This is a genomic window from Enterobacter sp. 148H3, assembly GCF_034107425.1.
GTDB classification, from domain to species: Bacteria; Pseudomonadota; Gammaproteobacteria; order Enterobacterales; family Enterobacteriaceae; genus Enterobacter; species Enterobacter vonholyi.
The window spans coordinates 388,148-414,441 of sequence record NZ_JAWNEI010000001.1 but is presented as its reverse complement, the minus strand read 5'-3'; the positions used below and the strand labels follow the sequence as shown (position 1 = coordinate 414,441).

At 57.3% G+C, this 26,294-nt stretch carries 24 protein-coding genes; 10 read left to right on the top strand and 14 right to left on the bottom strand.

Annotated elements, in window-relative coordinates; translation table 11 throughout:
* The first annotated feature begins 275 nt into the window (after nt 1-275).
* Together USH94_RS01865 and USH94_RS01860 are read left to right on the top strand one after the other, a co-directional pair.
* Nucleotides 276-1,652: a diaminobutyrate--2-oxoglutarate transaminase gene (locus tag USH94_RS01865; protein WP_047624397.1), complete on the top strand. Its 1,377-nt coding sequence runs from the start codon at nt 276-278 to the stop codon at nt 1,650-1,652.
* A gap of 18 nt (nt 1,653-1,670) precedes the next feature.
* Entirely contained in the window at nt 1,671-3,137 is a 1,467-nt protein-coding gene (locus USH94_RS01860) for a pyridoxal phosphate-dependent decarboxylase family protein (protein WP_069598543.1), read from the top strand.
* Between the two features lie 36 nt (nt 3,138-3,173).
* On the opposite strand, the gene USH94_RS01855 is transcribed toward USH94_RS01860, so the two are convergent.
* A complete protein-coding gene (locus USH94_RS01855; protein WP_111965989.1) occupies nt 3,174-3,689 on the bottom strand; it encodes a protein disulfide oxidoreductase in 516 nt (171 codons plus the stop codon).
* Nucleotides 3,690-3,939: 250 nt separating this feature from the next.
* On the opposite strand from USH94_RS01855, the gene USH94_RS01850 reads away from it, so the two are divergent.
* Nucleotides 3,940-4,263: an RcnB family protein gene (locus USH94_RS01850; RefSeq protein ID WP_048992494.1), complete on the top strand. Its 324-nt coding sequence runs from the start codon at nt 3,940-3,942 to the stop codon at nt 4,261-4,263.
* Nucleotides 4,214-4,693, top strand: a complete 480-nt coding sequence (locus USH94_RS01845) for a GNAT family N-acetyltransferase (RefSeq protein ID WP_111965988.1) — start codon at nt 4,214-4,216, stop codon at nt 4,691-4,693. The genes USH94_RS01850 and USH94_RS01845 overlap by 50 nt, the downstream gene beginning before the upstream one ends.
* A 92-nt stretch (nt 4,694-4,785) precedes the next feature.
* Here USH94_RS01845 and apbC read toward each other — a convergent pair whose 3' ends face one another.
* The gene (gene apbC, locus USH94_RS01840; protein WP_111965987.1) at nt 4,786-5,895 is read right to left on the bottom strand and encodes an iron-sulfur cluster carrier protein ApbC; all 1,110 of its coding nucleotides are present in this window, start codon (nt 5,893-5,895) and stop codon (nt 4,786-4,788) included.
* 137 nt (nt 5,896-6,032) lie between these two features.
* Here apbC and metG point away from each other — a divergent pair, with 137 nt between their 5' ends.
* Complete coding sequence (gene metG, locus USH94_RS01835; RefSeq protein ID WP_047652495.1) at nt 6,033-8,066, top strand: methionine--tRNA ligase; 2,034 nt, start codon at nt 6,033-6,035, stop codon at nt 8,064-8,066.
* A 105-nt stretch (nt 8,067-8,171) separates the two neighbouring features.
* Here metG and USH94_RS01830 read toward each other — a convergent pair whose 3' ends face one another.
* Genes USH94_RS01830 through USH94_RS01820 form a run of 3 tightly spaced genes read right to left on the bottom strand, consistent with a single transcriptional unit; the run spans nt 8,172 to nt 11,087 of the window.
* Nucleotides 8,172-8,642: a DUF1456 family protein gene (locus USH94_RS01830; protein ID WP_008500891.1), complete on the bottom strand. Its 471-nt coding sequence runs from the start codon at nt 8,640-8,642 to the stop codon at nt 8,172-8,174.
* 46 nt (nt 8,643-8,688) lie between these two features.
* Nucleotides 8,689-9,408, bottom strand: a complete 720-nt coding sequence (btsR, locus tag USH94_RS01825) for a two-component system response regulator BtsR (protein WP_045908659.1) — start codon at nt 9,406-9,408, stop codon at nt 8,689-8,691.
* On the bottom strand, nt 9,402-11,087 hold the full coding sequence (locus USH94_RS01820; RefSeq protein WP_111965986.1) for a sensor histidine kinase: 1,686 nt from the start codon (nt 11,085-11,087) through the stop codon (nt 9,402-9,404). The genes btsR and USH94_RS01820 overlap by 7 nt, the downstream gene beginning before the upstream one ends.
* A gap of 217 nt (nt 11,088-11,304) precedes the next feature.
* Here USH94_RS01820 and mlrA point away from each other — a divergent pair, with 217 nt between their 5' ends.
* A complete protein-coding gene (gene mlrA, locus USH94_RS01815; RefSeq protein WP_111965985.1) occupies nt 11,305-12,045 on the top strand; it encodes an HTH-type transcriptional regulator MlrA in 741 nt (246 codons plus the stop codon).
* Nucleotides 12,046-12,114: 69 nt separating this feature from the next.
* Complete coding sequence (locus USH94_RS01810; RefSeq protein ID WP_008500895.1) at nt 12,115-12,228, top strand: protein YohO; 114 nt, start codon at nt 12,115-12,117, stop codon at nt 12,226-12,228.
* On the opposite strand, the gene USH94_RS01805 is transcribed toward USH94_RS01810, so the two are convergent.
* The 5 genes from USH94_RS01805 to bglX form a co-directional block, all read right to left on the bottom strand.
* The gene (locus tag USH94_RS01805; RefSeq protein ID WP_111965984.1) at nt 12,203-12,940 is read right to left on the bottom strand and encodes an ABC transporter permease; all 738 of its coding nucleotides are present in this window, start codon (nt 12,938-12,940) and stop codon (nt 12,203-12,205) included. The two genes, USH94_RS01810 and USH94_RS01805, sit on opposite strands and share 26 nt — an antisense overlap.
* Entirely contained in the window at nt 12,924-13,874 is a 951-nt protein-coding gene (locus USH94_RS01800) for an ABC transporter ATP-binding protein (RefSeq protein ID WP_111965983.1), read from the bottom strand. The genes USH94_RS01805 and USH94_RS01800 overlap by 17 nt, the downstream gene beginning before the upstream one ends.
* Nucleotides 13,867-15,024: an ABC transporter permease gene (locus USH94_RS01795; RefSeq protein WP_111965982.1), complete on the bottom strand. Its 1,158-nt coding sequence runs from the start codon at nt 15,022-15,024 to the stop codon at nt 13,867-13,869. Before USH94_RS01795 ends, USH94_RS01800 begins: the two co-directional genes overlap by 8 nt.
* Before the next feature lie 12 nt (nt 15,025-15,036).
* A complete protein-coding gene (locus tag USH94_RS01790) occupies nt 15,037-15,954 on the bottom strand; it encodes an ABC transporter substrate-binding protein (protein ID WP_111965981.1) in 918 nt (305 codons plus the stop codon).
* A gap of 138 nt (nt 15,955-16,092) precedes the next feature.
* The gene (bglX, locus tag USH94_RS01785) at nt 16,093-18,390 is read right to left on the bottom strand and encodes a beta-glucosidase BglX (protein ID WP_111965980.1); all 2,298 of its coding nucleotides are present in this window, start codon (nt 18,388-18,390) and stop codon (nt 16,093-16,095) included.
* Between the two features lie 189 nt (nt 18,391-18,579).
* Here bglX and dld point away from each other — a divergent pair, with 189 nt between their 5' ends.
* Nucleotides 18,580-20,328: a D-lactate dehydrogenase gene (gene dld / locus USH94_RS01780; protein WP_111965979.1), complete on the top strand. Its 1,749-nt coding sequence runs from the start codon at nt 18,580-18,582 to the stop codon at nt 20,326-20,328.
* 112 nt (nt 20,329-20,440) lie between these two features.
* On the top strand, nt 20,441-20,995 hold the full coding sequence (locus tag USH94_RS01775; RefSeq protein ID WP_111965978.1) for a GNAT family N-acetyltransferase: 555 nt from the start codon (nt 20,441-20,443) through the stop codon (nt 20,993-20,995).
* Nucleotides 20,996-21,091: 96 nt separating this feature from the next.
* On the opposite strand, the gene pbpG is transcribed toward USH94_RS01775, so the two are convergent.
* Together pbpG and USH94_RS01765 are read right to left on the bottom strand one after the other, a co-directional pair.
* Complete coding sequence (pbpG, locus tag USH94_RS01770) at nt 21,092-22,015, bottom strand: D-alanyl-D-alanine endopeptidase (protein WP_111965977.1); 924 nt, start codon at nt 22,013-22,015, stop codon at nt 21,092-21,094.
* A 167-nt stretch (nt 22,016-22,182) separates the two neighbouring features.
* On the bottom strand, nt 22,183-22,770 hold the full coding sequence (locus tag USH94_RS01765) for a Yip1 family protein (protein ID WP_023312454.1): 588 nt from the start codon (nt 22,768-22,770) through the stop codon (nt 22,183-22,185).
* Nucleotides 22,771-22,927: 157 nt separating this feature from the next.
* Here USH94_RS01765 and USH94_RS01760 point away from each other — a divergent pair, with 157 nt between their 5' ends.
* The gene (locus USH94_RS01760; RefSeq protein WP_111965976.1) at nt 22,928-23,500 is read left to right on the top strand and encodes a DedA family protein; all 573 of its coding nucleotides are present in this window, start codon (nt 22,928-22,930) and stop codon (nt 23,498-23,500) included.
* Nucleotides 23,501-24,022: 522 nt separating this feature from the next.
* Here USH94_RS01760 and USH94_RS01755 read toward each other — a convergent pair.
* Together USH94_RS01755 and mdtQ are read right to left on the bottom strand one after the other, a co-directional pair.
* Nucleotides 24,023-24,787, bottom strand: a complete 765-nt coding sequence (locus USH94_RS01755; RefSeq protein ID WP_111965974.1) for an SDR family oxidoreductase — start codon at nt 24,785-24,787, stop codon at nt 24,023-24,025.
* Between the two features lie 50 nt (nt 24,788-24,837).
* Complete coding sequence (gene mdtQ / locus USH94_RS01750; protein WP_111965973.1) at nt 24,838-26,256, bottom strand: multidrug resistance outer membrane protein MdtQ; 1,419 nt, start codon at nt 26,254-26,256, stop codon at nt 24,838-24,840.
* Nucleotides 26,257-26,294 lie beyond the last annotated feature (38 nt).

Sequence of the window (26,294 nt, the reverse complement as noted above, 5' to 3'; positions counted from 1 at the left end):
CGATGGCACGTTTTGTCACACTCTTTTCCGTGTCTTTACACACCGGGTAAACGGGCCATAACCCGCTGTTTTTATTTGGCATAAAATGCAATTTTCTTTTTAAAAATGGGGATATTTCCTCGCTACAGCCGCGTGTCACAAAACAGTAAACAAATTAACCATTGAGCCCCGTGGCAAAAGGCTCTATATTGGCGGCGTTTTTTTCAGGCCCCCATCTGTTTTTTAACTTTTTATTCAATCGTGGCTCATAACGAAGCGGCGGTTGTAGGAGTGATATGATGACGGATAAAGTCCGTATTGACACCGTAGATGCCCACAAAAGCAACGAAACCTATCTGGCCCGTCAGGCCGAGTTTGAATCTAACGTCAGGAGTTATCCGCGCAAACTGCCTTTAGCCATCACTAAAGCAGAAGGCGTGTGGATCACCGATGCAGATAATAAAGAATACCTTGACTGTTTAGCAGGCGCGGGGACCCTTGCGCTTGGCCATAACCATCCTGATGTGCTGAAAAGCATCCAAAATGTCATTACCAGCGGCTTGCCGTTACATACCCTGGATCTGACTACGCCTCTGAAAGACGCGTTTTCTGAATACCTGCTCTCTCTGCTGCCTGGTCAGGGCAAAGAGTACTGCCTGCAGTTCACCGGTCCATCCGGTGCTGACGCCGTTGAAGCGGCGCTGAAGCTGGCGAAAAAAGTGACCGGTCGTAGCGGTATCATCAGCTTCTCTGGTGGTTACCACGGCATGACTCACGGCGCACTGTCCGTGACCGGCAACCTGTCTCCGAAAGAAGCGGTTGACGGTATGATGCCAGAAGTCCAGTTCATGCCTTACCCGCACGAATACCGTTGCCCGCTGGGTATCGGTGGTGAAGCGGGCGTGAAGGCGCTGACTTACTACTTCGATAACCTGATCAACGACGTTGAAAGCGGCGTGCGTAAGCCTGCAGCTGTGATCCTGGAAGCGGTTCAGGGCGAAGGCGGCGTGAACCCGGCTCCGGCTGAGTGGCTGCAGCGCATCCGTAAAGTGACTCAGGAACACGGAATTCTGCTGATCCTCGACGAAGTTCAGGCTGGCTTTGCCCGTACCGGTAAATTCTTCGCCTTCGAACACGCGGGCATCGAGCCAGACATCATCGTGATGTCTAAAGCAGTCGGTGGCGGTCTGCCGCTGGCCGTGCTCGGCATCAAAAAGCAGTTCGACGCATGGGCCCCAGGTCACCACACCGGTACCTTCCGCGGCAACCAGCTGGCGATGGCAACCGGTCTGACGACGCTGAAAATCCTGAAAGACCAGAACATCGCAGGCAAAGTGGCTGCGCAAGGCGAATGGCTGAAAAGCCAGCTGAAAGAGATGGCGAAACGTTACCCGGTTATCGGCCACGTTCGCGGTCTGGGCATGATGATCGGTATCGAGATCGTTAAGCCACACGAAGCCGCAGACCACATGGGCTGCTTCCCGGGCGACGGCGAGCTGTCTGCACTGATTCAGAAGAAGTGCTTCGAAGCCGGTCTGATTCTGGAGCGCGGTGGTCGTAACGGTATCGTTCTGCGTCTGCTGCCGTCTCTGCTGATCAGCGATGAAGAGCTGAAGATCTTCCTGGATAAATTTGAGCAGGCACTGCTTGCTGCGGGCGTTCGCCCGGCGTAACCGGAGTTGTTGATTACGATGTCTGATTCAAACCCAATTTTGTTCTCCTCTGCGCAGAGCATTGAAGCTTACCAGCAGGCGATTGAACAAAGCACTCAGGCTGTGATGCAGTGGCTGAAACAGCCTGAGATGTACCAGGGCAAAACGGTCGCGGAACTGCGCGACCGTATTAAGCTGGATTTCAACCCGAAAGGGCTGGGCAACGAAGCGGCGATTGAACGCGCCGTGGAGTTCTTCCTGAAAGACAGCCTGTCCGTTCATCACCCGCAGTGTGTGGCGCACCTGCACTGCCCAAGCCTGGTCGTAAGCCAGGCGGCGGAAGTGCTGATCAACGCCACTAACCAGAGTATGGACTCCTGGGATCAAAGCCCGTCCGCAACCATCATTGAGATCAAACTGATCGAGTGGCTGCGTACCCGCGTGGGTTATCAGGCTGGCGACGCGGGTGTCTTCACCAGCGGCGGTACCCAGAGCAACCTGATGGGCCTGATGCTGGCGCGCGATGCGTTCTTTGCGCGTCAGGGTCATTCCGTTCAGCAGGACGGCCTGGTAGGCGATCTGCGTAAGATCCGCGTACTGTGCTCCGAGAACGCGCACTTCTCCGTGCAGAAAAACATGGCGCTGATGGGCCTGGGCTACCAGTCCGTGGTGCAGGTGAAAACGGACGAATTCTCCCGCATGGATCTGACCGATCTGGCGGCGAAAATTGAACAGTGCAATGCGAACGGCGAGCAGATTCTGGCGATCGTCGCGACGGCAGGTACCACCGATGCCGGTGCTATCGACCCGCTGCGCGCGATTGCAGAACTGGCTGCGAAGCAGAACATCTGGGTACACGTTGATGCAGCCTGGGGCGGCGCGCTGCTGATGTCTGAGCAGTATCGTCACTACCTTGACGGCATTGAGCTGGTGGATTCAGTGACCCTAGACTTCCACAAACAGTTCTTCCAGACCATCAGCTGCGGCGCGTTCCTGCTGAAAGAAGCGCGTCACTATGAGCTGATGCGCTATCAGGCGGCTTACCTGAACTCCGAGTTCGACGAAGAGGCGGGCGTGCCTAACCTGGTGTCCAAATCTCTGCAGACCACCCGTCGTTTCGACGCGCTGAAGCTGTGGATGAGCCTGGAAGCGCTGGGTCAGGAGCAATACGCGGCGATCATCGATCACGGCGTGACCCTGGCGCAGCAGGTTGCGGCCTACGTGAAAGCGCAGCCTGCGCTGGAACTGGTTATGCAGCCGCAGCTGGCAAGCGTTCTGTTCCGCTTCCGCGGTCAGGTGCAGACGGATGACGCGGGCATCGCCCTGCTGAACCAGAAAATTGGTGACGCGCTGCTGGAATCCGGCCGTGCGAACGTCGGTGTGACCGAGCATAACGGCGTGACCTGCCTGAAGCTGACGCTGCTGAACCCAACCGTGACGTTGGAAGATATCAAAATCCTGCTGTCTCTGGTTGAGCGCACTGCGCAGGAAGTTCTGGCTAAGTAATACAACACCCCTCTTCCGCCGGGAGAGGGGTTATTTTTACAGCCCTGCCCACCACATCCTAAATTTCAATCCCCAGTAGCTCGTCCAGCCCGTTGTGGTACTCACCACGTTCCCCTTCGACACAACCACCAGCGTTGGCGTCACGCTCACCTGCCACGCCTGCGACAGCGCACCGTTTGCATCGTTAATCACCGGCATTTTCAGCTGTTTCTTTTCAACCCAGCGCGCAAGCTTTGCATTGTCACCAGAACGCATGGCGATACTCACCACGTTCCCTCCCTCTTCTGCCAGTTGATTAACCGAGGGCGTCGTATAACGGCATATGCTGCACCAGGTCGCCCAGACGTAAATCAGCAGCGGGCGCTCCTGGCTGAGCGCCGCGATATCGTGAATGTTGCCTTCGATGCTCTGCATCGGTGTTGCGCTAAAACTGGCGGGGAGCATCGGTTTTCGGTATTGATCCACACCCCACACTACGGCCAGCGTCAGCAGAACGAGTATTATCCCTTCCCGCGCCCAGCGGCGCAGTCGATTGATTTTGCGGTTGTCCATTGTGACCTCGTGTTTAACGGAGGTCATCTTAGCGGGCATTACACCACTATGCTGTAAAGAAGTGTCGCGTCTGTTTGCTGGTAAAGATCATTTCATCGATGAGGCTTACCAAACGGAAAACGGTTATCAGGTAGGTTCATTTTTGTTACATTTTTTTTCGAACAAGCCATAGTCTGATATTTAAAATAGGCAGGTTGCCGTATTGTTGACAGGCAAAATCAAACTTAAAAACCGTTCAACTGGAGAAAAAATGGCTAAGTGTAAATGGCTGCTTCTGGGTGTCGTGATGTCTCTGGCAAGCGCGGCGAATGCAGCACCACAAGCGGCATCCGGCATCAAGGCCTATGAAGAACAAGAGTTCATCGCTGACTTCACGAAATTCAAAATTGGCGACACGGCGCCGGCGCAGTATCAAACGCCGGAGTACACCATCAAACAGTACCAGCTGCGTAACCTGCCGGCTCCGGATGCCGGAACCCACTGGACCTACATGGGCGAGAACTATGTGCTGATCGGCGATGCGGATGGCAAAATCTACAAAGCCTACAATGGAGATATTTTCTATCACCGCTAATACCATCCTGATTCGCCCCTGGCAGGAAAGCGATCGCCCTTTCCTGCGCACGCTTTTCCTCCACGCCCGGCGTGAAGCCTGGCCATGGCTGGACGGTTCAGACTGGCAGCTTGAAGACTTTGACGCGGTAACGCGTGACGAAGTGATTTGGGTTGCCACGCAGAACGGCCATCGCCTGGGTTTTGCTTCCGTCTGGACGAACGATAATTTCCTGCACAACCTGTTTGTAGATCCGCAGTATCAGAGCATGGGCGTCGGGCATGAGTTGCTTGAACACGTGCAGAAAACGTTTACCAGTACGGGTTCACTTAAGTGTCTGGTGAAGAATGCGCGGGCTATTGCGTTTTACCAGCGGCACGGCTGGCACATTGAGGCGACGGGTGATTCTCCGGACGGAGAGTACTATCTGATGCATTATCGGCTTGGGTAAAGTCAGGTGGCGCTTCGCTTACCTGACCTACAAAACCGTATTTCGTAGGCCGAGTAAGGCGAAGCCGCCACCCGGCACTAAGCGAAGAGGTATTACACCGCGCGGAACGCGATTTCGCCCGGGATCAATTCGCCCTGCCAGTAAAGCTGCGCCGCAACGCGTCCCGCCAGCTGGCGATACATATCTGCAAATTCGCTGTCCGGACGGCTGACGACCGTCGGTTTTCCGCTGTCCAAATCTTCACGCAGGGTAATGTGCAGCGGCATCTGCCCAAGCAGTTGGGTGTGATACTTCGCGGCCAGTTTTTCTGCGCCACCGGTACCGAAGATAGGTTCGTGGTGACCGCAGTTGCTGCAGATGTGCATGCTCATGTTCTCAACGATACCGAGCACCGGCACTTCCACCTTCTCGAACATTACGATGCCTTTTTTGGCGTCGATCAGCGCGATATCCTGCGGCGTCGTCACCACAACGGCCCCCGTGACCGGAATGTTTTGCGCCAGCGTCAGCTGAATGTCACCGGTGCCCGGCGGCATATCCAGTACCAGATAATCCAGATCCGGCCACATCGTCTCCTGCAGCATCTGCAGCAGCGCTTTGCTGGCCATCGGGCCGCGCCAGACCATGGCATTATCGTCAGTCACCAGATAACCGATGGAGTTGGTCGCCAGACCGTGAGCCATGATTGGCGCCATGTGGGTGCCGTCCGGCGAGGTTGGACGCTGGTTTTCCGCACCCAGCATGTTCGGAATAGACGGACCGTAGATATCCGCATCCAGAATGCCGACCTTTGCCCCTTCCGCCGCCAGCGCGAGCGCCAGGTTAACGGCGGTAGAGGATTTCCCTACCCCACCCTTACCCGAGCTGACGGCAATGATATTTTTCACGCCGTTCACGCCAGGCTGGTTTTTCACACGCTTCAGCGTGGCAATGCTGTGGCTCAGCTTCCAGTCAATCGCCTTCGCGCCGGTAATGCGCAGCAGCTCAGAGCTGGTCTGCTCTTTCAGTGCGTCAAAGGCGCTGGTCCAGACGAACGGCATCTGCAGTTCAATGTGCAGGGTATCGTCCAGCCAGGCAACGTGGTGTAACGCTTTCAGCGTAGTGAGATTGTGCTTCAGGGTTGGATGCTGAAAGTTAGCCAGCGTCCCGGCGACCATTGCTCGTAAGGCTTCCGGTGATTTGGCCTGGGATTGAGAACTCATCCCGACTCCTTTGTTCTTGTGAATAAGACCTTAGATGAACAAGTTTACCTGAAAGGCCGTGGTTTGTGCTTACTTAATAATGCCCCTTTTGGTAATATCGAAAACCCTTTTCACAGTTAAAAGAAGTAATGCCTACTATGACTCAAGTCGCGAAGAAAATTCTGGTAACGTGCGCACTGCCGTACGCCAACGGCTCAATCCACCTCGGCCACATGCTGGAGCATATCCAGGCTGATGTCTGGGTCCGTTACCAGCGAATGCGCGGCCACGAGGTTAATTTCATCTGTGCGGACGATGCCCACGGCACGCCGATCATGCTGAAAGCGCAGCAGCTGGGGATCTCCCCGGAGCAGATGATTGCCGAAATGAGTCAGGAGCATCAGACTGATTTTGCTGGCTTTGACATCAGCTATGACAACTATCACTCCACGCATAGCGACGAAAACCGCGAGCTGTCGGAGCTGATCTACACCCGTCTGAAAGAGAATGGTTTTATCAAAAACCGCACCATCTCTCAGCTGTACGATCCGGAAAAAGGCATGTTCCTGCCGGACCGTTTCGTCAAAGGCACCTGTCCGAAATGTAAATCCCCGGACCAGTACGGCGATAACTGCGAAGTGTGCGGCGCAACCTACAGCCCGACCGAGCTTATCGAGCCGAAATCCGTGGTTTCAGGCGCCACGCCTGTCATGCGTGACTCCGAGCATTTCTTCTTCGACCTGCCATCCTTCAGCGAGATGCTGCAGGCGTGGACCCGCAGCGGCGCGCTGCAGGAGCAGGTGGCGAACAAAATGCAGGAGTGGTTCGAATCCGGCCTGCAGCAGTGGGATATCTCCCGCGATGCGCCGTACTTCGGCTTTGAAATCCCGAACGCGCCGGGCAAATATTTTTACGTCTGGCTGGACGCGCCAATCGGCTACATGGGCTCCTTCAAGAACCTGTGCGACAAGCGTGGCGACACCGTCAGCTTCGACGAATACTGGAAGAAAGATTCCACTGCCGAGCTGTACCACTTCATTGGTAAAGACATCGTTTACTTCCACAGCCTGTTCTGGCCGGCGATGCTGGAAGGCAGCAACTTCCGCAAGCCGACCAACCTGTTCGTACACGGCTACGTGACGGTGAACGGCGCGAAGATGTCCAAGTCCCGCGGTACGTTCATCAAAGCCAGCACCTGGCTGAACCACTTCGATGCGGACAGCCTGCGCTACTACTACACCGCGAAGCTCTCTTCCCGCATCGACGATATCGACCTGAACCTGGAAGATTTCGTGCAGCGCGTGAACGCGGACATCGTCAACAAGGTGGTGAACCTTGCCTCCCGTAACGCGGGCTTTATCGCCAAACGCTTTGACGGCGTGATGGCGGCTGAACTGGCTGACCCAGCCCTGTACAAAACCTTTACCGACGCGGCAGCTACCATTGGCGACGCGTGGGAAACTCGTGAGTTCGGTAAAGCCGTGCGCGAAATCATGGCGCTGGCCGACCTGGCAAACCGCTATGTGGACGAGCAGGCACCGTGGGTTGTCGCTAAACAGGAAGGTCGCGATGCCGATCTGCAGGCGATCTGCTCTATGGGCATCAACCTGTTCCGCGTGCTGATGACGTACCTGAAGCCGGTTCTGCCACAGCTGGCGGCCCGTGCCGAAGCGTTCCTGAACACCGAACTGACCTGGGATGCCATCCAGCAGCCGCTGCTCGGCCACAAGGTGAACACCTTTAAAGCGCTGTACAACCGCATCGAGATGAAGCAGGTTGAAGCCCTGGTAGAAGCGTCTAAAGAAGAGGTTAAAGCGGCTGCGGCACCGGTCACCGGCCCGCTGGCAGACGATCCGATTCAGGAAACCATTACCTTCGACGATTTCGCTAAAGTCGACCTGCGCGTGGCGCTGATTGAGAACGCGGAGTTCGTGGAAGGCTCTGACAAGCTGCTGCGCCTGACGCTGGATCTGGGCGGCGAGAAGCGTAACGTCTTCTCCGGCATCCGTTCTGCGTATCCGGACCCGCAGGTGCTGATTGGCCGTCAAACCGTGATGGTGGCGAACCTGGCGCCGCGCAAAATGCGCTTCGGCATCTCTGAAGGGATGGTGATGGCCGCAGGCCCTGGCGGGAAAGATATCTTCCTGTTAAGCCCTGACGAAGGCGCGAAGCCGGGTCAGCAGGTGAAATAACAAAAAAGCCGGAGATTCTCTCCGGCTTTTTTTATGGCATTTTGTTTTCTCCCTCTCCCCGAGGGAGAGGGTCGGGGTGAGGTCATCAGGCCGCCCCTACCGCCTTTACGCCTTCGGGTGATGCACCCGATGGGTCAGCCCGCGCAGGAAATTACGCAGGAACTGGTCGCCGCACTCGCGGTAGTTTTTATGATCCGGCGCGCGCATCATGGCGGTGACTTCCGGCACGGATACGCGGAATTTTTGCTCGGTCATGATCGCCACGATATCGTCCGTTTTCAGCGAGAACGCGATACGCAGCTTTTTCAGCACCGTGTTATTGTTCACGCGACGCTCCAGCGCCAGCTCTGGCGCGGCAGGATCTTTGCCACGCTTATCGTAAATCAGGCCGTTCAGGAAACCGGACAGAATGATATCAGGGCAGCGGACAAAGCCCTCTTCGTCTTCTTTGGTCATCCACGTGTCAAAACTCGCAGACGTGGATTCCATGTCGGACAGCGCAAGAATGCGCACCATGTCGTTATTGTTCGCTTTCAGGGTGTAGCGCAGGCTACGAAGAATATCGTTACTTAGCATAGAGCCTTCGAATGTCGATGATGCAATGGCGCGCAGTGTACCAGCTTTACAGCCCAATCGCCTCTTTCAAACTCTTCAGGTAGCGGCGGCTGACGGGTACCGTTTGCCCGGCACGCAGCACCAGTTCGGCCTGGCCGTTATCTTCCAGGCGGATCTCCTTCAGGTGCGCCATGTTCACCAGATACTGGCGGTGGCAGCGGATCAGCGGCGTGCGGCTCTCGAGCGTGCGCAGGGTCAGCTCGGTAAATCCTTCGTTCCCTTCCGCGCTGGTGACAAACACCCCGCTCAGGCGGCTGCTGACGAACGCCACGTCATCCATCTGCAGAAGATAGATCCGGCTGTGCCCGGTGCAGGGGATAAACTTCAGCGGCTGCTGGTTCTCCGGCAGCAGCGTGACGTCCTGTGCGGTCCTCTCCTGGCGTAAACGGGTGAGCGTTTTTTCAAGGCGCTTCTCTTCGATCGGCTTGAGCAGATAGTCAAACGCGTGCTCCTCAAAGGCCTTAACGGCATATTCGTCGAACGCCGTCAGAAACACGATGTAGGGACGATGTTCCGGGTCGAGCATGCCGACCATCTCCAGCCCGCTGATGCGGGGCATCTGAATATCAAGGAACAGCACGTCCGGGCGCAGCTTGTGCACCGCGCCGATGGCCTCAATGGCGTTGGCGCACTCACCCACAATCTCAATATCCGGCTGCTCCTGCAGCAGAACGCGCAGGTTTTCCCGTGCCAGCGGCTCGTCATCCACAATCAGCACTCTTAACATGCGTTCTCCTCCAGCGGCAGTCGTATGGTAATACGGGTAAATCGGTCGGGCTCGCAGGCGACGGTAATGCCACAGTCATCGCCAAAATGGGCGCGCAGGCGTTTATCCACCAGGCTCATCCCTAAACCGCCGGAGGCGGAAGGCTGGTAAAGCCCGGCATTATCTTCAATATCCAGCACCAGATGGTGGTTAAAACGGCTGGCGGCAATGGTTATCTCCCCTGTACCCAGAAGCTGTGACGTGCCGTGCTTAATGGCGTTTTCGACAATAGGCTGCAGGGTAAAAGCCGGGAGGTGCTGATACGCCAGCTCGTCCGGCACGGAGAGCGTCACCTGCAGGCGCGACTGGAAACGCGCCTGCTCAATCTGCAGATAGGCGTTCACGTGCTCAATCTCGTCGGTGAGGGTCACGATCTCAGACGGCCGCTTCAGGTTCTTGCGGAAAAAGGTCGACAGAAACTGCACCAGCTGCGCGGCCTGATCGCTGTCGCGGCGGATCACCGCTTTGAGCGTGTTGAGGGCATTAAACAGGAAATGCGGGTTGACCTGGGCATGCAGCAGCTTAATTTCAGACTGCGTCAGCAGGGCTTTCTGCCGCTCATACTGTCCGGCGAGGATTTGTGCGGACAGCAGCTGGGCGATCCCCTCCCCCAGCGTGCGGTTGATCGAGCTGAAAAGACGGTTTTTTGCCTCATACAGCTTGATAGTCCCCATCACCCGCTGATTTTCCCCGCGCAGCGGAATCACCAGCGTGGAGCCCAGCTTGCACTGCGGATGCAGCGAACAGCGATAAGGCACTTCGTTACCGTCGGCATACACCACTTCGCCGGTTTCGATGGCGCGCAGCGTATAGGCTGAGGAGATCGGTTTACCCGGCAGATGGTGATCGTCCCCGGTGCCGGTAAAAGCCAGCAGCCGCTCGCGGTCGGTTATGGCCACCGCGCCGATATCCAGCTCCTTGTAGAGCACCTGCGCGACCTTCATGCTGTTTTCTTCGTTAAACCCCTGCCGCAGGATCCCTTCGGTCGAGGCGGCGACCTTCAGCGCCGTGGCGGAAAACGCCGAGGTGTACTTCTCAAACATAGCGCGCTTGTCGAGCAGAATGCGCATAAACAGCGCCGCACCCACGGTGTTAGTCACCATCATCGGGGCGGCAATGCTGTTGACCAGGTGCAGCGCATCTTCAAACGGACGGGCAATGAGCAGAATGATCGCCATCTGCGCCATTTCGGCCACAAAGGTAATGGCTCCGGCGGTGAGCGGGCTGAAGACTTTATCCGGACGGCCGCGCTTAATCATATAGCTGTGCACCAGGCCGCCGAGCAGCCCTTCCACGATCGTGGAGATCATGCAGCTCAGCGCCGTCATCCCGCCCATGGAATAGCGATGCAGTCCCCCGGTTAAACCGACAAGGCCACCGACGACGGGACCGCCCAGCAGCCCCCCCATCACCGCGCCAATCGCGCGCGTGTTGGCAATAGAGTCTTCGATATGGAGACCAAAATAAGTCCCCATGATGCAGAAAATAGAGAAGGTGACGTAGCAGAGCAACTTATGCGGCAGACGAACGGTGACCTGCATCAGCGGGATAAACAGGCGCGTTTTGCTCATCAGCCAGGCAATGACAAGAAACACGCACATCTGCTGAAGCAACAGCAGCACCAGATTAAACTCGTACATACTCAAAACCGCACACGCTAAAAACGCGTAACATACACTGATGCGGGGTTACTTTCTTTGAAGCATTCCAAAAAAGCACAAAATCGTGTCCGTTATCACACCTTTTTCTGAATATCGTGCATGCTTCGCATTGTTTGTTCAAAAATCAATCAACCCTTCCTGGTTCGCAAAAGTGGGTCTACAGTTAAGCTGGGAACGCGTAAGCCAGGGGGCGAATATGGCGTTTTACACGATAGGTGAAGTGGCACTCCTTTGTGATATCAATCCCGTTACCCTACGGGCGTGGCAGCGACGGTATGGATTGCTCAAACCGCAAAGGACAGACGGTGGGCATCGACTTTTTAATGATGCCGATATAGACCGGATCCGCGAGATTAAGAGCTGGATCGACAACGGGGTGCAGGTCGGCAAAGTGAAGTCCCTGCTGAGCCATGACGACCCGGACACGCAGCACCTCTGGCGCGAACAACAGGAAACCCTGCTGCGGCTCCTGCAGGCAGGCAATCTTCAGCGCCTGCGCGCATGGATAAAAGAGCAGGGTCGCGACTATCCGGCACAGACGCTGATCTCCCATCTTTTCATTCCGCTCCGTCGACGCCTGCAGTGCCAGCAGTCCACCCTGCAGGCGCTGCTCAGCATGCTCGACGGGGTGCTGATCAACTATATTGCCGTCTGCCTTGCCTCAGCGAAGAACAAAGCCGGAAAAGATGCGCTGGTAGTCGGCTGGAACGTGCACGATACCACCCGCCTGTGGCTGGAAGCGTGGATTGCCACCCAGAAGGGCTGGCGCGTGGATGTTCTGGCGCACTCGCTGGCTCAGCTTAAGCCTGAGTTTTTCGACGGCCAGACCCTGCTGGTCTGGTGTGGCGAAGTGCCGTCCGCCACGCAGCAGCAGCTTCTGATGGAATGGCGAGAAAATGGTTACCCGGTTTATTCCCTTGGGCCGGATGAGCCATAACGGCATTTAATGGTTCATTAACAGCTGCGCTTCACCGTATAATTGTTCCGTTAACAACAGGAGCACATGATGAAGGCAACCAAACTGGCCATTATTACCCTTTTTGTCCTGATGGCCGTGAGCGGTATCGGCGGCGTGATGCTGGCAGGGTACTCGTTTATTGTTCGCGGCGGTGTCGGCTGAGGTACAGCGTCAGCCGCTCAAAAAGGCGATCGACGACGATGGCCGCCAGCGCGACCAGCACCGCCCCCTGCACAATATAAGCCGTATTAAACCCGCTTAAGCCGATAATGATCGGCGTCCCCAGCGTATTGGCACCGACCGTCGACGCAATGGTCGCCGTCCCGATGTTAATGATGACCGACGTGCGGATCCCGGCAATAATAACCGGCGCCGCAAGCGGCAGTTCAACCTTGCGCAGCCGCTGGCCGCGACTCATCCCCATCCCTTCTGCCACGCTCAGCACTGACGCCGGTACCGCCGCGAGGCCCGCCAGCGTGCCCTGCAGCACCGGCAATACGCCGTATAGAATCAGCGCAATGATCGCCGGCTGCTGACCAAAGCCCATCACCGGAACCGCTATCGCCAGCACCGCCACCGGGGGGAACGTCTGACCAATGGCCGCAATCGTCTCCACCAGCGGGCGAAACTCCCGGCCCGCAGGCCGCGTGACCGCGATGCCCGCCCCCACGCCCAGCACGACCGCGATAGCGCTTGAGAGTGCCACCAGCCAGAGATGCGCCAGGGCGAGATTAATAAAGCTCTCCTGCTGATACACCGGCCGCGGCAGCCCGGGAAAAAGGCTGTTAAACAGCGCCGCGCTGTGGGGCATCAGAAACAGCAAGGCGACAAAGAGCGCTACCAGCCAGAGGAGCGGATCACGCAGTGCCTTCACGCGTCACCTCCCCGGCCAGCAGATCGCGAAAATGTAAGGTTCCGCACGGCGTCCCGCCGGAGTCCGAGACGGGCAATACCTCGCACTGGCGCGCGACAAACGCGGAGAGGGCATCCCGCAGGCTCATCTGCGCCTGCAGCGGTTCGCCGCTCACCGGCACCTCTTCCCGGCGCATATAGTCGCTAACCGTCCGCAGGGAGAGCAGCCTGACGCCCAACTCGCTGCGGCCAAAAAACTCGCGCACAAAGTCGTTCTTCGGCCAGGTTAACAGCTCAAGCGGCGAGCCCTGCTGCACCACTTCGCCATGATCCATCAGCACCAGATGGTCGGCCAGACGCAGGGCTTCATCAATATCGTGCGTCACGAGAACGATCGTGCGTCCGAGAATGCGGTGAATGCGGGTCATCTCCGCCTGCAGCGCCCCACGCGTGACCGGATCCAGCGCGCCGAAGGGTTCATCCATCAGCAGTACCTGCGGGTTGGCCGCCAGCGCGCGCGCCACGCCCACGCGCTGCTGCTGCCCGCCGGAAAGCTGGTGCGGATAGCGATCGCGCAGCGCAGGCTCTAACCCCAGCAGGGACATCAGTTCATCCACCCGGTCAGCGATTTTCGCCCGCGACCACTTCTCCAGCTGCAGCACGGTGGCGATGTTCTGCGCCACCGTCCAGTGCGGAAACAGGCCGATAGACTGAATGGCATAGCCCATCCGACGGCGCAGCTCCAGCACCGGCAGGCTGCGGATCTCTTCTCCGGCAAAGCGAATCAGCCCGCTGTCATGCTCAACCAGACGGTTGATCATCTTCAGCGTGGTGGATTTTCCCGAGCCCGAGGTGCCAATCAGCACGGAGAACGCCCCCTCGGCAAAGTTCAGGTTCAGATGGCTCGCCGCCGGGCGACCGGCAAAGGTTTTACTGACATCATGAAATTCAATCATTGGCTCTTCTCCCGAGCAGCGCGAGCCATAAGGCAAACAATGCGTCGACGACCACCGCCAGCGCAATCGTGGGCACCACGCCCAATAGCACCAGATCCAGAGCGCTGCTCAGCAGCCCCTGGAACACCAGCGCGCCAAAGCCACCCGCGCCAATCAGCGCCGCAATCACCGCCATGCCGACGGTTTGAACCGCCACCACACGCAGGCTGCGCAGCAGCAGGGGCAGCGCCAGCGGGAGCTGAATCTTCCAGAAACACTGCCGCGCGCTCATTCCCATCGCATGGGCGCTTTCCAGCACGTCAGGTGCGACCTGACCTAAGCCCGCGACCACGCCGCGCACCAGCGGAAGCAGCGCATACAGCACCAGCGCGATAAGCGCGGGCGTTAACCCCGTCCCGGCGACACCGAGCGTTCCGAGCACCGGGAATGACTTCACCAGCCCCGCCAGCGGGGCAATCAGCAGGCCAAACAGCGCAACGGATGGAATGGTCTGGATAACGTTGAGCACGGCAAAAACCCCCCCCTGGCGTGAAGGATGGCGATAGCACCACATGCCAAGGGGGATCCCAACCAGAAGCGCCGGAACGAGCGTACCGAAGAGGATCGTCAGGTGCTGCGCGAGGGCATCATCAAACACCTCCTGACGGTTGGCGTACTCTTTTAGCAGCGAGAGGTTGTTCAGCTCACCGCTGAACAGCAGGAACAATGGAATACACCATATCTGCGCATTGAGCACCCAGCGCCAGACCGCGCTGGCGATGAGTCGACGAATGGCATCGCTGCAGGCCAGCAGACACAGCGCCAGCCACAGCCACAGGCCGCTGCCGATAGTGGTTCTCGCCAGCGGACTTTCCGCCGATGCCATATGCGTCGCCGCCAGTCCGGCGCTCCAGAACAGCACGATGAAGAGCCCTTCAGAGAGGAGCAGCGTCAGCCACTGCGCCGGGCGTCCCTGCCAGAGCGACAGGATCATCCACGCGCCCAGCGCCGCCGCCAGCCACCCCGGCGTAAACGACCAGACCTGCCAGAGCGCTTTGCCCTCCCCCGACATCAGGCGGTTTGGGGCAACGTTGACAAACGGTAACGCGACCGCCGTGATGGCCACGCAGGCCAGCAGCAGCAGGACGCGGTTATGACATTTTATTGGCACAGCCCTTTCCCGTTACTTCACAAGCCCTTGTTGTTTCAGGAAGTCGGCGGCCACTTTTTTGGCATCCAGCCCCTCGACGGCAATGCTGGCATTCAGCTGCTGCAGCGTTTTTTCATCAAGCTTTTCGAAAACCGGTTTGAGCCATTCGGCAATCTCCGGATAGGCTTTCAGTACCGCCTCACGCACCACCGGGGTCGGAGCGTAAATCGGCTGTACGCCTTTAGGATCGGTCAGGGTTCGCAGGCCGAGCGCCGCCACCGGGCCGTCGGTGCCGTAGGCCATTGCCGCGTTAACGCCGGAGGTTTGCTGCGCCGCCGCTTTGATGGTTACCGCCGTATCCCCGCCCGCCAGCGAGAGCAGCTGAGCCTGGTCGAGCTTGAAGTCGTAGGCTTTTTCGAACGCCGGAAGCGCGTCAGGACGCTCGATAAACTCCGCGGACGCAGCCAGCTTAAAGTCGCCCTTCTCTTTCAGGTAGCGGCTGAGATCCGCCAGAGAAGTCAGCTTCCCTTTCTCCGCCACGTCCTTGCGCACGGCGATAGTCCAGGTGTTGTTGGCCGGTGCCGGGGTCAGCCAGACCAGTTTGTTCTGTTCCGCGTCGAGTTTTTTGACTTTCTCATACCCGGCTTTGGCGTTTTTCCATGCCGGATCGTTTTCATCTTTGAAGAAGAATGCGCCGTTGCCGGTGTATTCCGGGTAGATATCCAGCTCGCCGGATGTAATCGCGCCGCGCACGACGGGCGTGGTGCCGAGCTGGACTTTATTGACCGTTTTCACGCCGTGACTTTCCAGTACCTGCAAAATAATATTACCGAGCAGCGCGCCTTCGGTATCGATCTTTGAGCCCACTTTTACCGGCTCCGCCGCCTGTAACGGCAGGCTCAGCGCCGCCAGTAACACCGCAGATCCCAACATCCCCTTTGCAATCGTCATTCCGCTATCCTCATTTTTTTGCTGCCTTTTTCAGAGGCTTGAGAGAAAAGCGTAGCTTAAAACGGCGGAATTAACCGTCAAAATGCCTTTTTAGCATAAGGTAAGACGCCTCCCCCGCAGGACGGGGGGAGGGAAAGGTTACAGCAGCTCGAACTCGCCTTTATTCACGCGGGCGGAGTCCACGCCGATAAAGACGTTAAATTTGCCCGGTTCCGCATCATATTTCATCTGCTGGTTCCAGAACTTCAGCGCATCCACGTCGATCGGGAAGCTGATGGTTTTGGTTTCCCCAGGCTTGAGGTTGACCTTCTCGAAGCCGCGCAGCTGCTTCACCGGACGGCTCATCGACGCGGTAACATCCTGAACGTACATCTGAATCACCGTAGCCCCTTCGCGCTTGCCGGTGTTGGTTACCTCGACGCTGGCGGTAACGTTGCCGTCACGCTTCAGGGTCGGCGCCGACATTTTCACGTCAGAGACCTTAAAGGTGGTGTAGCTCAGGCCGTAACCAAACGGATACAGCGGGCCGTTAGCTTCGTCGAAGTAACGAGACGTGTACTTGTTCGGCTTGTCAGCATTGTACGGACGACCGGTGTTCAGGTGGCTGTAGTAAAACGGGATCTGCCCGACGGAGCGCGGGAAGGACATCGGCAGCTTGCCCGACGGGTTGTAATCACCAAACAGCACGTCGGCGATGGCGTTACCGCCTTCGGTACCGGCGAACCACGTTTCCAGAATGGCGTCAGCCTGCTGGTCTTCTTTCACCAGCGCCAGCGGGCGACCGTTCATCAGCACCAGCACCAGCGGCTTGCCGGTCGCTTTCAGGGCCGCGATCAGATCGCGCTGGCTCTGTGGAATCGTGATATCGGTACGGCTGGAGGCTTCGTGCGCCATACCCTGCGCTTCCCCCACGACCGCGACCACGACGTCAGACTGCTTAGCGGCGTTCACCGCCTCGTCAATCATCTCCTTCGGCGTGCGCGGATCGACCTTCACCGCTTCCTCGTACTGGTTGAGGAAGGTCACGATGTCTTTATCGTTGGTAACGTTCGCCCCTTTGGCATAGACCACTTTGGCGTTTTCACCGACGGCACTCTTGATACCGGTCAGCACGGTCACGGACTGGTCAGCCACGCCCGCGGCAGACCAGCTGCCCATCACGTCGCGCTTGCTGTCGGCCAGCGGCCCCACAACGGCAATGGTGCCGGATTTTTTCAACGGCAACGTGTCGAGGCGGTTTTTCAGCAGCACCAGGCTTTCGCGCGCCACGTCACGCGCTTCTTTGCGATGCAGGCGGCTTTCAGCGTTGGTATCTGCCGGGTCAGAGTCTTTCGGGCCCAGGTGGCTGTACGGATCGTTAAACAGCCCCATGTCGTATTTCACGTTCAGCACGTGGCGCGCCGCATCGTCCAGCTCCGCCATCGTTACCTTGCCGCTCTTCACAAGCCCAGGCAGGTATTTGCTGTAGTACTCGTCGCTCATGCTCATGTTGATGCCGGACTTGAGCGCGACGCGCACCGCGTCTTCCGGATCGGAGGCGGTGCCGTGTTTGATCAGCTCTTTAATCGCGCCGTGGTCGGAAACGGTGATGCCCTTAAAGCCCCACTGGTCGCGCAGCACGTCTTTCAGCAGCCAGGAATCAGAGGTCGCAGGCGTGCCGTTCAGCGAGTTCAGCGCCACCATCACCGCGCCGCTGCCCGCATCCAGCCCTGCCTTGTACGGCGGCATGTAGTCGTTGAACAGGCGCTGCGGGCTCATGTCGACGGTGTTGTACTCTTTACCGCCTTCAACCGCGCCATAGGCCGCAAAGTGTTTGACGCTGGTCATCACCGAGTAGCGGTCCGCCGGGCTTTTACCCTGCATCGCTTCCACCATGGTTTTACCCATCGTGGAGGTTAAGTACGTATCTTCACCAAAGCCTTCCGAGCCGCGGCCCCAGCGCGGATCGCGCGAGACGTCCACCATGGGCGCCCAGGTCATGTTCAGGCCGTCGTCCGCCGCTTCATACGCCGACACGCGCCCGACGGTTTTCACCGCGTCGAGGTTAAAGGAAGACGCTAAGCCAAGGCTAATCGGGAAGACGGTACGCTGGCCGTGCACAACGTCATAGGCAAAGAACAGCGGAATCTTCAGGCGGCTGAGATCCATCACCTGGTCCTGCATCTTGCGGATATCCTGGCGGGTGACGGTATTAAAGATGGCCCCTACCTGCCCGTCTTTGATCATCTCGCGGATGGCCTCTTTCGGGTTATCCGGGCCGACGCTGATCAGACGCAGCTGGCCGATTTTCTCATCGACCGTCATTTTCTTGAGCAATTCCGTGACAAACGCATCCCGCGCTTCAGGCGTGAGCGGGTGATTGCCAAACAAATCCTCTGCCAGCGCAGGTTGCAGCGCCAGGCTGACGGCGACACCTACAGAACATAGCCATTTCATGTCGTTTTACTCTCTCATCAATAACCGCCGGACGATCTCGGCCATACCGTGCGAAAAGCGCAGTGTGCCACAAACCCTCTGAACGTTGCAGGGTTATTCTCTGATTTTTCTCGTGAATACTCGACCGCTTAACAGTTAATCGCGCTATGCTTTACAGCGAGAAATTTGCCCCACCACAAGGAGTGGAAGATGTCTTCTGTTCGAACTGACGATAACAAAGCATTTATTAACGAACTGTCGCGCCTGGTTGGCTCCTCTCACCTGCTTACCGACCCGGCTAAAACCGCCCGCTACCGCAAGGGCTTCCGCTCCGGTCAGGGCGAGGCGCTGGCGGTGGTTTTCCCCGGCACGCTGCTGGAACTGTGGCGCGTGCTGAGCGCCTGCGTCGCGGCCGACAAGATTATTTTAATGCAGGCGGCCAACACCGGCCTGACCGAAGGCTCCACGCCGAACGGCAACGATTACGATCGTGACATCGTGATTATCAGTACCCTGCGTCTCGACAAGCTGCACCTGCTGGACAAGGGCGAGCAGGTGCTCGCGTTCCCCGGCACCACGCTTTACTCCCTCGAAAAAGCGCTTAAGCCGCTGGGCCGCGAACCGCACTCGGTGATTGGCTCCTCCTGCATTGGCGCCTCGGTGGTCGGCGGGATCTGCAATAACTCCGGCGGCTCGCTGGTGCAGCGCGGCCCGGCGTATACCGAGATGTCGCTGTTTGCCCGTATTGACGAAAACGGCAAGCTGACGCTGGTGAACCATCTGGGAATCGATCTCGGCGTGACGCCAGAACAGATCCTCAGCAAGCTTGACGACGATCGCGTGAAGGACGAAGACGTGCAGCACGACGGTCGTCATGCGCACGATCACGACTACGTGACCCGCGTCCGGGATATCGACGCCGATACGCCGGCGCGCTACAACGCCGACCCGGACCGCCTGTTTGAATCCTCCGGGTGCGCCGGGAAGCTTGCCGTTTTTGCTGTGCGTCTGGATACCTTCCCGGCAGAGAAAAAGCAGCAGGTATTTTACATCGGTACCAATCAGCCTGAGGTTCTGACGGAAATCCGCCGTCATATTCTGGGCGAATTCAGCAATCTTCCGGTGGCGGGCGAGTACATGCACCGGGACATTTACGACATCGCCGAACGTTACGGCAAAGATACCTTCCTGATGATCGACAAGCTCGGCACCGACAAAATGCCGTTCTTCTTCACCATGAAGGGCCGCACCGATGCGATGCTGGAGAAAGTGTCGCTGTTTAAACCCCACTTCACCGACCGCTTTATGCAGAAGCTGGGCAACGTTTTCCCGGCGCATTTACCGGAGAGAATGAAAATCTGGCGCGACAAGTACGAACATCACCTGCTGCTGAAAATGGCCGGGGACGGGATTGCCGAAGCGCAGTCCTGGCTGACCGAATACTTCAAAACCGCCGAAGGGGATTTCTTTGCCTGTACGCCTGAAGAGGGCAGCAAAGCCTTCCTGCACCGTTTTGCCGCCGCAGGCGCAGCCATCCGTTATCAGGCGGTGCATTCCGAAGAAGTGGAAGATATTCTGGCGCTGGATATCGCCCTGCGGCGTAACGACACCGACTGGTTCGAGCATCTCCCGCCGGAAATCGACAGCAAGCTGGTGCACAAGCTCTATTACGGCCATTTTATGTGTTATGTCTTCCATCAGGATTACATTGTCAAAAAAGGGGTCGACGCACACGAACTGAAGGAGCAGATGCTCGCCCTTCTGCGTGAACGCGGCGCACAATATCCTGCGGAACATAACGTCGGACATCTTTATGAAGCCCCTGACGCACTTAAGCAGTTTTATCGCGAGAATGACCCTACAAACAGCATGAATCCCGGCATTGGTAAAACAACGCGGAAGAAATACTGGAAAGAGAGCGCAGACGCGGAGCAGCGCATAACGCAAACGTCTGATTAATTCCTACAGCCAAATTTGAGAGATTGTTAAGCGCTCCTTAATCGTAATAGAGTAACTGCTTATCGCCGGAGAAACGTTTCTCCGGCTTTCTATAACGAGGAGCAGGCACATCATGTCGGCTGTTGATGTTTTATCCGAGACCGAACTGGAAGTGCGCGACGCCCTTCCCGATGATGTGCATGCTATTGCCGCGATCTATGCATGGCATGTGCTTCACGGGCGCGCGTCGTTTGAAGAAGTCCCCCCCACCATCGACGAAATGCGACATCGCATGAAAAGCGTGGCTGAGAACGGTTTACCGTGGCTTATCGCGCTGTATCGCGGCATCGTGGTGGGCTACTGCTACGCGACGCCTTACCGTCCGCGACACGCCTACCGCTATACCCTGGAAGAGTCGATTTACGTTGATGCCAGCATCACCGGGCGCGGTTTTGGCTCGGCACTGATGGATGCGTTGATTGAACGCTGCGAGCAAGGGCCGTGGCGGCAGATGATTGCCGTGGTGGGAGATGGCAATAATAATGCCGGCTCGTTGCGGCTGCATAAAAAGCACGGCTTCGAGATTGTCGGTCAGCTGCGCAGCGTGGGGTATAAGAAAGGCGACTGGCGGGATACGGTGATTATGCAGCGCCCGCTCAACGATGGTGACTGGACGCTGCCGGAATAAACGCAGTGCGGTCTGATGCCCTCACCCCGGCCCTCTCCCACAGGGAGAGGGAGAAAACATAAAAAACGGTAACATGCGTTACCGTTTTGCTTTTACCTAATCGTTCTGCGCCGTCGCCATCTGCTCGGCTTTCTGCTTTTTATACGTCAATGCCGCGGCCGGTACAGGCTGCACTTTTCCGGTTTCAATCCAGGTGCGCAGGCGGCTCGCGTCCGCGAAGTGGGTATATTTGCCGAAGGCATCCATCACCACCAGCGCCACCGGCTTACCGTTAAACACGGTGCGCATCACCAGACAGTGCCCTGCCGCGTTGGTAAAGCCGGTTTTCGTTAGCTGAATATTCCAGTTATCCCGATAAACCAGATGGTTAGTATTGCGGAACGGCAGCGTATAGGCCGGGTTCGCAAAGGTCGCCATCTCTTCACGGGTGGTACTGAGCTGACCAATCAGCGGATACTGTTTGCTGGCAATCAGCAGTTTCGTCAGATCGCGCGCCGTGGAGACGTTGTTGATCGACAGCCCCGTCGGTTCAACGTAGTGCGTATTGTTCATCCCCAGCGCTTTGGCTTTCGCGTTCATCGCGCGGATAAAGGCGTCGTAGCCGCCCGGATAGTGGTGCGCCAGGCTCGCCGCCGCCCGGTTTTCAGACGACATCAGCGCCAGCAGCAGCATATTTTTACGGCTGATTTCACTGTTCAGACGCACGCGAGAGTAGATCCCCTTCATCTCCGGCGTGTGGCTGATATCCACCTTCAATTTTTCGTCCAGCGGCAGATGTGCATCAAGCACCACCATCGCGGTCATTAATTTGGTAATTGAGGCGATCGGGCGCACCAGGTCCGGATGGCTGGCGTAGATCACCTTATTGGTGTTGAGATCGACAATCATCGCGCTGCCGGACGCAATTTGCGGTTGAGCAGCGGCGGCGCTCACCGCGGGCGTTTTGGCGACGGCCGGCACGGCAGCGGACGCGCCCAGCAGCAGCGCCAGGCTAAGTAAAGAGACTCGGAATTTCTGCATGGTGAGACTTCTGATAATTATTCACGCACGTCATGACGTACACCGCCTGTATCAACGGATAAACACAGGCTGGCTTCGGCATCATAGCGGTCACCGGGCGTTGTCGCCAGTGGATAATCGTGAACAGATGCTGCATTGCTGGCATTTACGCCAGCAATGCAGTGAACTCAGAAGAGACGGTATCCGTAACCCCAAAGAATAACCGTCAGCGCCAGTAGCGCCTCCAGCACCAGCACCCCAATGGCGAGTGTTGAACTGGAAAAACTCAGGCCTTCTTCTTTATTGATATTCAGGAAGGTTGGAACCCCCAGATACAGCAGATACCCGGTGTAAAAGAGGGCAATGGTACCGATCAGCGCGCACAGCCAGACCAGTGGATAGAGCGCAACAATACCGCTTAAGAACAGCGGGGTCGCGACATATCCGGCAAAGACCATACAGTGCGCCAGCGATGGACGCTGCGGATAGTTACGCGCCATCCAGTGTATGACGCGCCCCATAACCGCCACACCCGCCAGCATCAGGCCATAAAAAACGATGGCCAGATAAAGCCCGGTAAACCAGGAAAGCTGAACTACGGTGCCGTCACCGAAGTTCCAGCCGATTTGTGTTGTTCCGATAAAGGCGCATATTACCGGCACCGCAGCCATCAGCAGCACATGGTGCGTGTAATGATGCGAGACCGTTTCGTTCTCACTTTTAATGACATGCATTTCACGATCGGGATGGGAGAAAAGTCCCCAGACATGGTTCATAGCGCCCCCTTGTTGTCGGCCCGTCAGCGATACCTTAAGTATAATGCAGGCTTTAGATTATTTTATGTACAGTGGGAAATTTCCGTTGATTTCCCCGCTGTTGATTCATGGGGTATATGATTAAACGAGGTACGCTGAGGGAGATAACATTTACGTAATGGATATTAACGCACTCATTGAACAATATGGATATGCCGCGCTGGTCATCGGCAGCGTAGCAGAAGGTGAAACCATCACGCTGTTAGGGGGCGTCGCCGCACATCAGGGATTACTGAAGTTCCCGCTGGTCGTTGCCGCGGTCGCGCTGGGTGGAATGATTGGCGATCAGCTGCTCTACTTTCTGGGACTGCGCTTTGGGCCAACGCTGCTTAAACGCTTCGCAAAGCATCAAAAGAAAATCCGCCGCGCTCAGCGGCTCATTCAACGTCATCCCTATCTGTTCGTCATTGGCACGCGCTTTATGTATGGCTTTCGCATTATCGGGCCGATACTGATTGGTGCCAGTCATCTGCCGCCAAAAATTTTTCTGCCACTCAATATTGTGGGCGCGGTTGCCTGGGCGCTGATCTTTACAACGCTCGGTTACGCAGGGGGCGAAGTGATTGCGCCATGGCTGCATAATCTCGACCAGCACCTGAAGCACTGGGCGTGGTTGATTCTTGTGGTTGTGGCGGTGGTTGGGGTTCGACTGTGGCTGAAGCACCGGGAAAAGACGCGGGATGAGGAGTGAGTGCGGCCTGATGCCCTCACCCTACCCCACAGGGCTGAGGAATCCCCAGTATTTTTTTACCTGAAGCGATGAACGTTGCTTCGCAAAATTAATCACTTACAGCGACGCCCTGGTCCGGCTGTAAATCGCCGAAGCGTTTCCGTAAGGCCGGGGCGAGGCGCAGGGATGCGCCGAGAGGGCGTGGCCTGCAGGGATGCAGGCTCATGCCCGACCCGATAGCCTGAAGGAATAAGCTGAGGACAAAATTGCCGGGAGCAATTTTGGACAGCGCCTGCGCTGGCCCGGAAAGGGTGAGCCCCAGGGATGGGGCGAGCAATCCGCGAAGCGGCGATTTACCGCCGGGAGCCCGGGTCGCCAGGGCGGCGGCGATTGAGCCGCCCTGGCACGTTCACAGGTCATGCTGTTACAGAGTAGCAAGGAACATGAAGTGAACGGAATGACCACTACAGCCGTATGTTCCCCCTCACCCCAGCCCTCTCTCTCAAGGGAGAGGGAGAGGGAGAGGGAGAGGGAGAAAGGTTACTACCCCTCCGGCTTAAACTGCGGGTTCGCCAACATAAAGCCCCCGTCGACGATAAACGATTGCCCTGTGGTATAGCTGGCGTCGCTGTCGCAAAGCCACGCCACCAGGCTGGCAATCTCTTTAGTGTGGCCCGGCCTTGCCAGCGGTATTTCCGGCATTGAGCCTTCCTTCACTTCGCCGTCGTCCATGTCATTCATCGGCGTGGCAATGGCACCCGGCGCGACGGCATTCACCAGAATATTGTGCTTAACCAGCTCCATCGCCATGGATTTGGTTAACCCGCCGAGCGCATGTTTTGCCGCCGTGTAGGCGCTCGCCTCCGGCAGCGGCGTGTGCTCATGCACCGAGGTAATGTTCACAATTCGCCCCCCTTCCCCCTGCTTCACCATCTGCCGGGCGGCAATTTGTGAACAGAGAAACGCGCCGTCCACGTCGACGGTGAAAATATTCCGCCAGTCGTCAAACGGCATTTCAAGGAACGGCGCTTTGGTCATCGCACCCGCATTATTGACCAGCACGTCCAGCCGGCCAAAACGCGCAATCAGCGTTTCAATAGCCTCTGCGCCTTCCGGCAGTGTGCTTAAGTCAAGATGGATAGCCTCTGCGCGCTGCCCCTGCGCTTCAACTTCTCGGCAGGTTTCCAGCGCCCCTTTTTCATCCGAATGCCAGGTGACGCCAATATCAAACCCGCGCTCTGCAAGCATCAGCGCCGTGGTTTTACCGATCCCGGAATCCGATGCGGTCACAATCGCTACTCTGGTCATACTCACCTCCTGAAAAACTGCAAAGAGGTAAGTATAGATAATGACCTTTTTTAGCCATGATGATAGCCACCGCCCAGCGCCGAGGTCAGCTGCAGCGTGGCGTCGACATACTGCCCCTTTAACAGTAATCCTTCGAGGTGTTCTTTGAGGGCCGGTATTCTGGCTTCACTGACCCGAGAGCCCGCAACGATCCCCGCGCTGAAACGCGCCTGGGCAAGCGCCACAACGCGTGCCGCATCTTTTTCAACCTGCTGCTGGTGGCTGTTCTTCGCCGTCAGCGTTTCGACTTCACTGGCCGTGCGTGCCACCTGATTGACGGCTTCGACCACCGCTTTGTTGTAGTTCGCCACCGAGAGATTATTCTGCGCCTGAGCGATATCCAGGCTGGCGTTCAGCCTGCCGCTGTCGAAAATCGGCAGCGTCAGCCCGGCGGTCATGCCCATCTGCTGCGAGGAAGAGCGCAACAGATCGCTCAGGTGCAGGGCATCCTGCTGTAAGAATGCCATCAGGTTCACGTCAGGGTAGAAAGCCGCTCGGGCAGCCTCCACTTCGCTCATAGAGGCTTCGATATACCAGTGCGCCTCCTGAAGATCCGGACGACGTGCCAGCAGTTCATAGCCGAGCGTCGACGGTAACGAGGCTTCCACCGTCGGCAAGGCGTGCCGCGTCAGCGTCACGGAAGAGGCGTTCGTCAGCGCGACCAGGCGCGCCTCAACGGCTTTCATCTTCCCGTTGACTTCTGCCAGCTGCGCTTCGGTTTTGTTGGCGTTGATATCCGTTTCGACGCCCTCCACGGAGGAGGTGATGCCGTGTTGATACAGCTCGCGATCGGCACCGATAATATTATCCTGCTCATGTTTGATCTGGGCGAGAACCTCCCCCACGGCGGCCTGCGTTTGCCACTCCCAGTAGAGCCGCGCCACGCTGCTGGCCAGCAGCTGACGCGTCTGTTCCAGCTCCGCTTTTTGCGCATTCACTTTGCCAATCCGGGCCTCGACCCGGGCGCGATTTTTTCCCCACAGATCGAGATCCCAGCCTGCGGTCAGGCCAAAGGTGCCGTTGGTATACCACGGCCCGGTGGTGCCTGCAGCCGGGTCGGTAAAGGCAAACGGCCCCATCAGCCCTTCGGCGGACATTTTCTGACGTTCCGCATCGGCGGAAAAATTAATCTGCGGACCGTCGGCTGCCATTACGGCTTTGGCCTGGGCTTCGGCAAGCGTAATGCGCTGACGGGCAATCTGCATATCAGGCGCATCGCTCAATGCTTTAGCAATAAGGCCGTTAAGTTCCTGATTGTTATACTCTTTCCACCACTCATTTTTCGGCCAGTCGGTATGACGAAGCTGCGTATTCACCGACGCCGCAGCGGTTTGCGTTTTAATGGGGGATACTGTGGCATGTTCAGGCGCACAGGCTGCAAGAATAAAAACGAAGGGAGCACTCAGAGAAAAAATAAGAGAACGTTTCATGACGCCATAAACTCAAAAAATAAAGGCGCACGTTACGC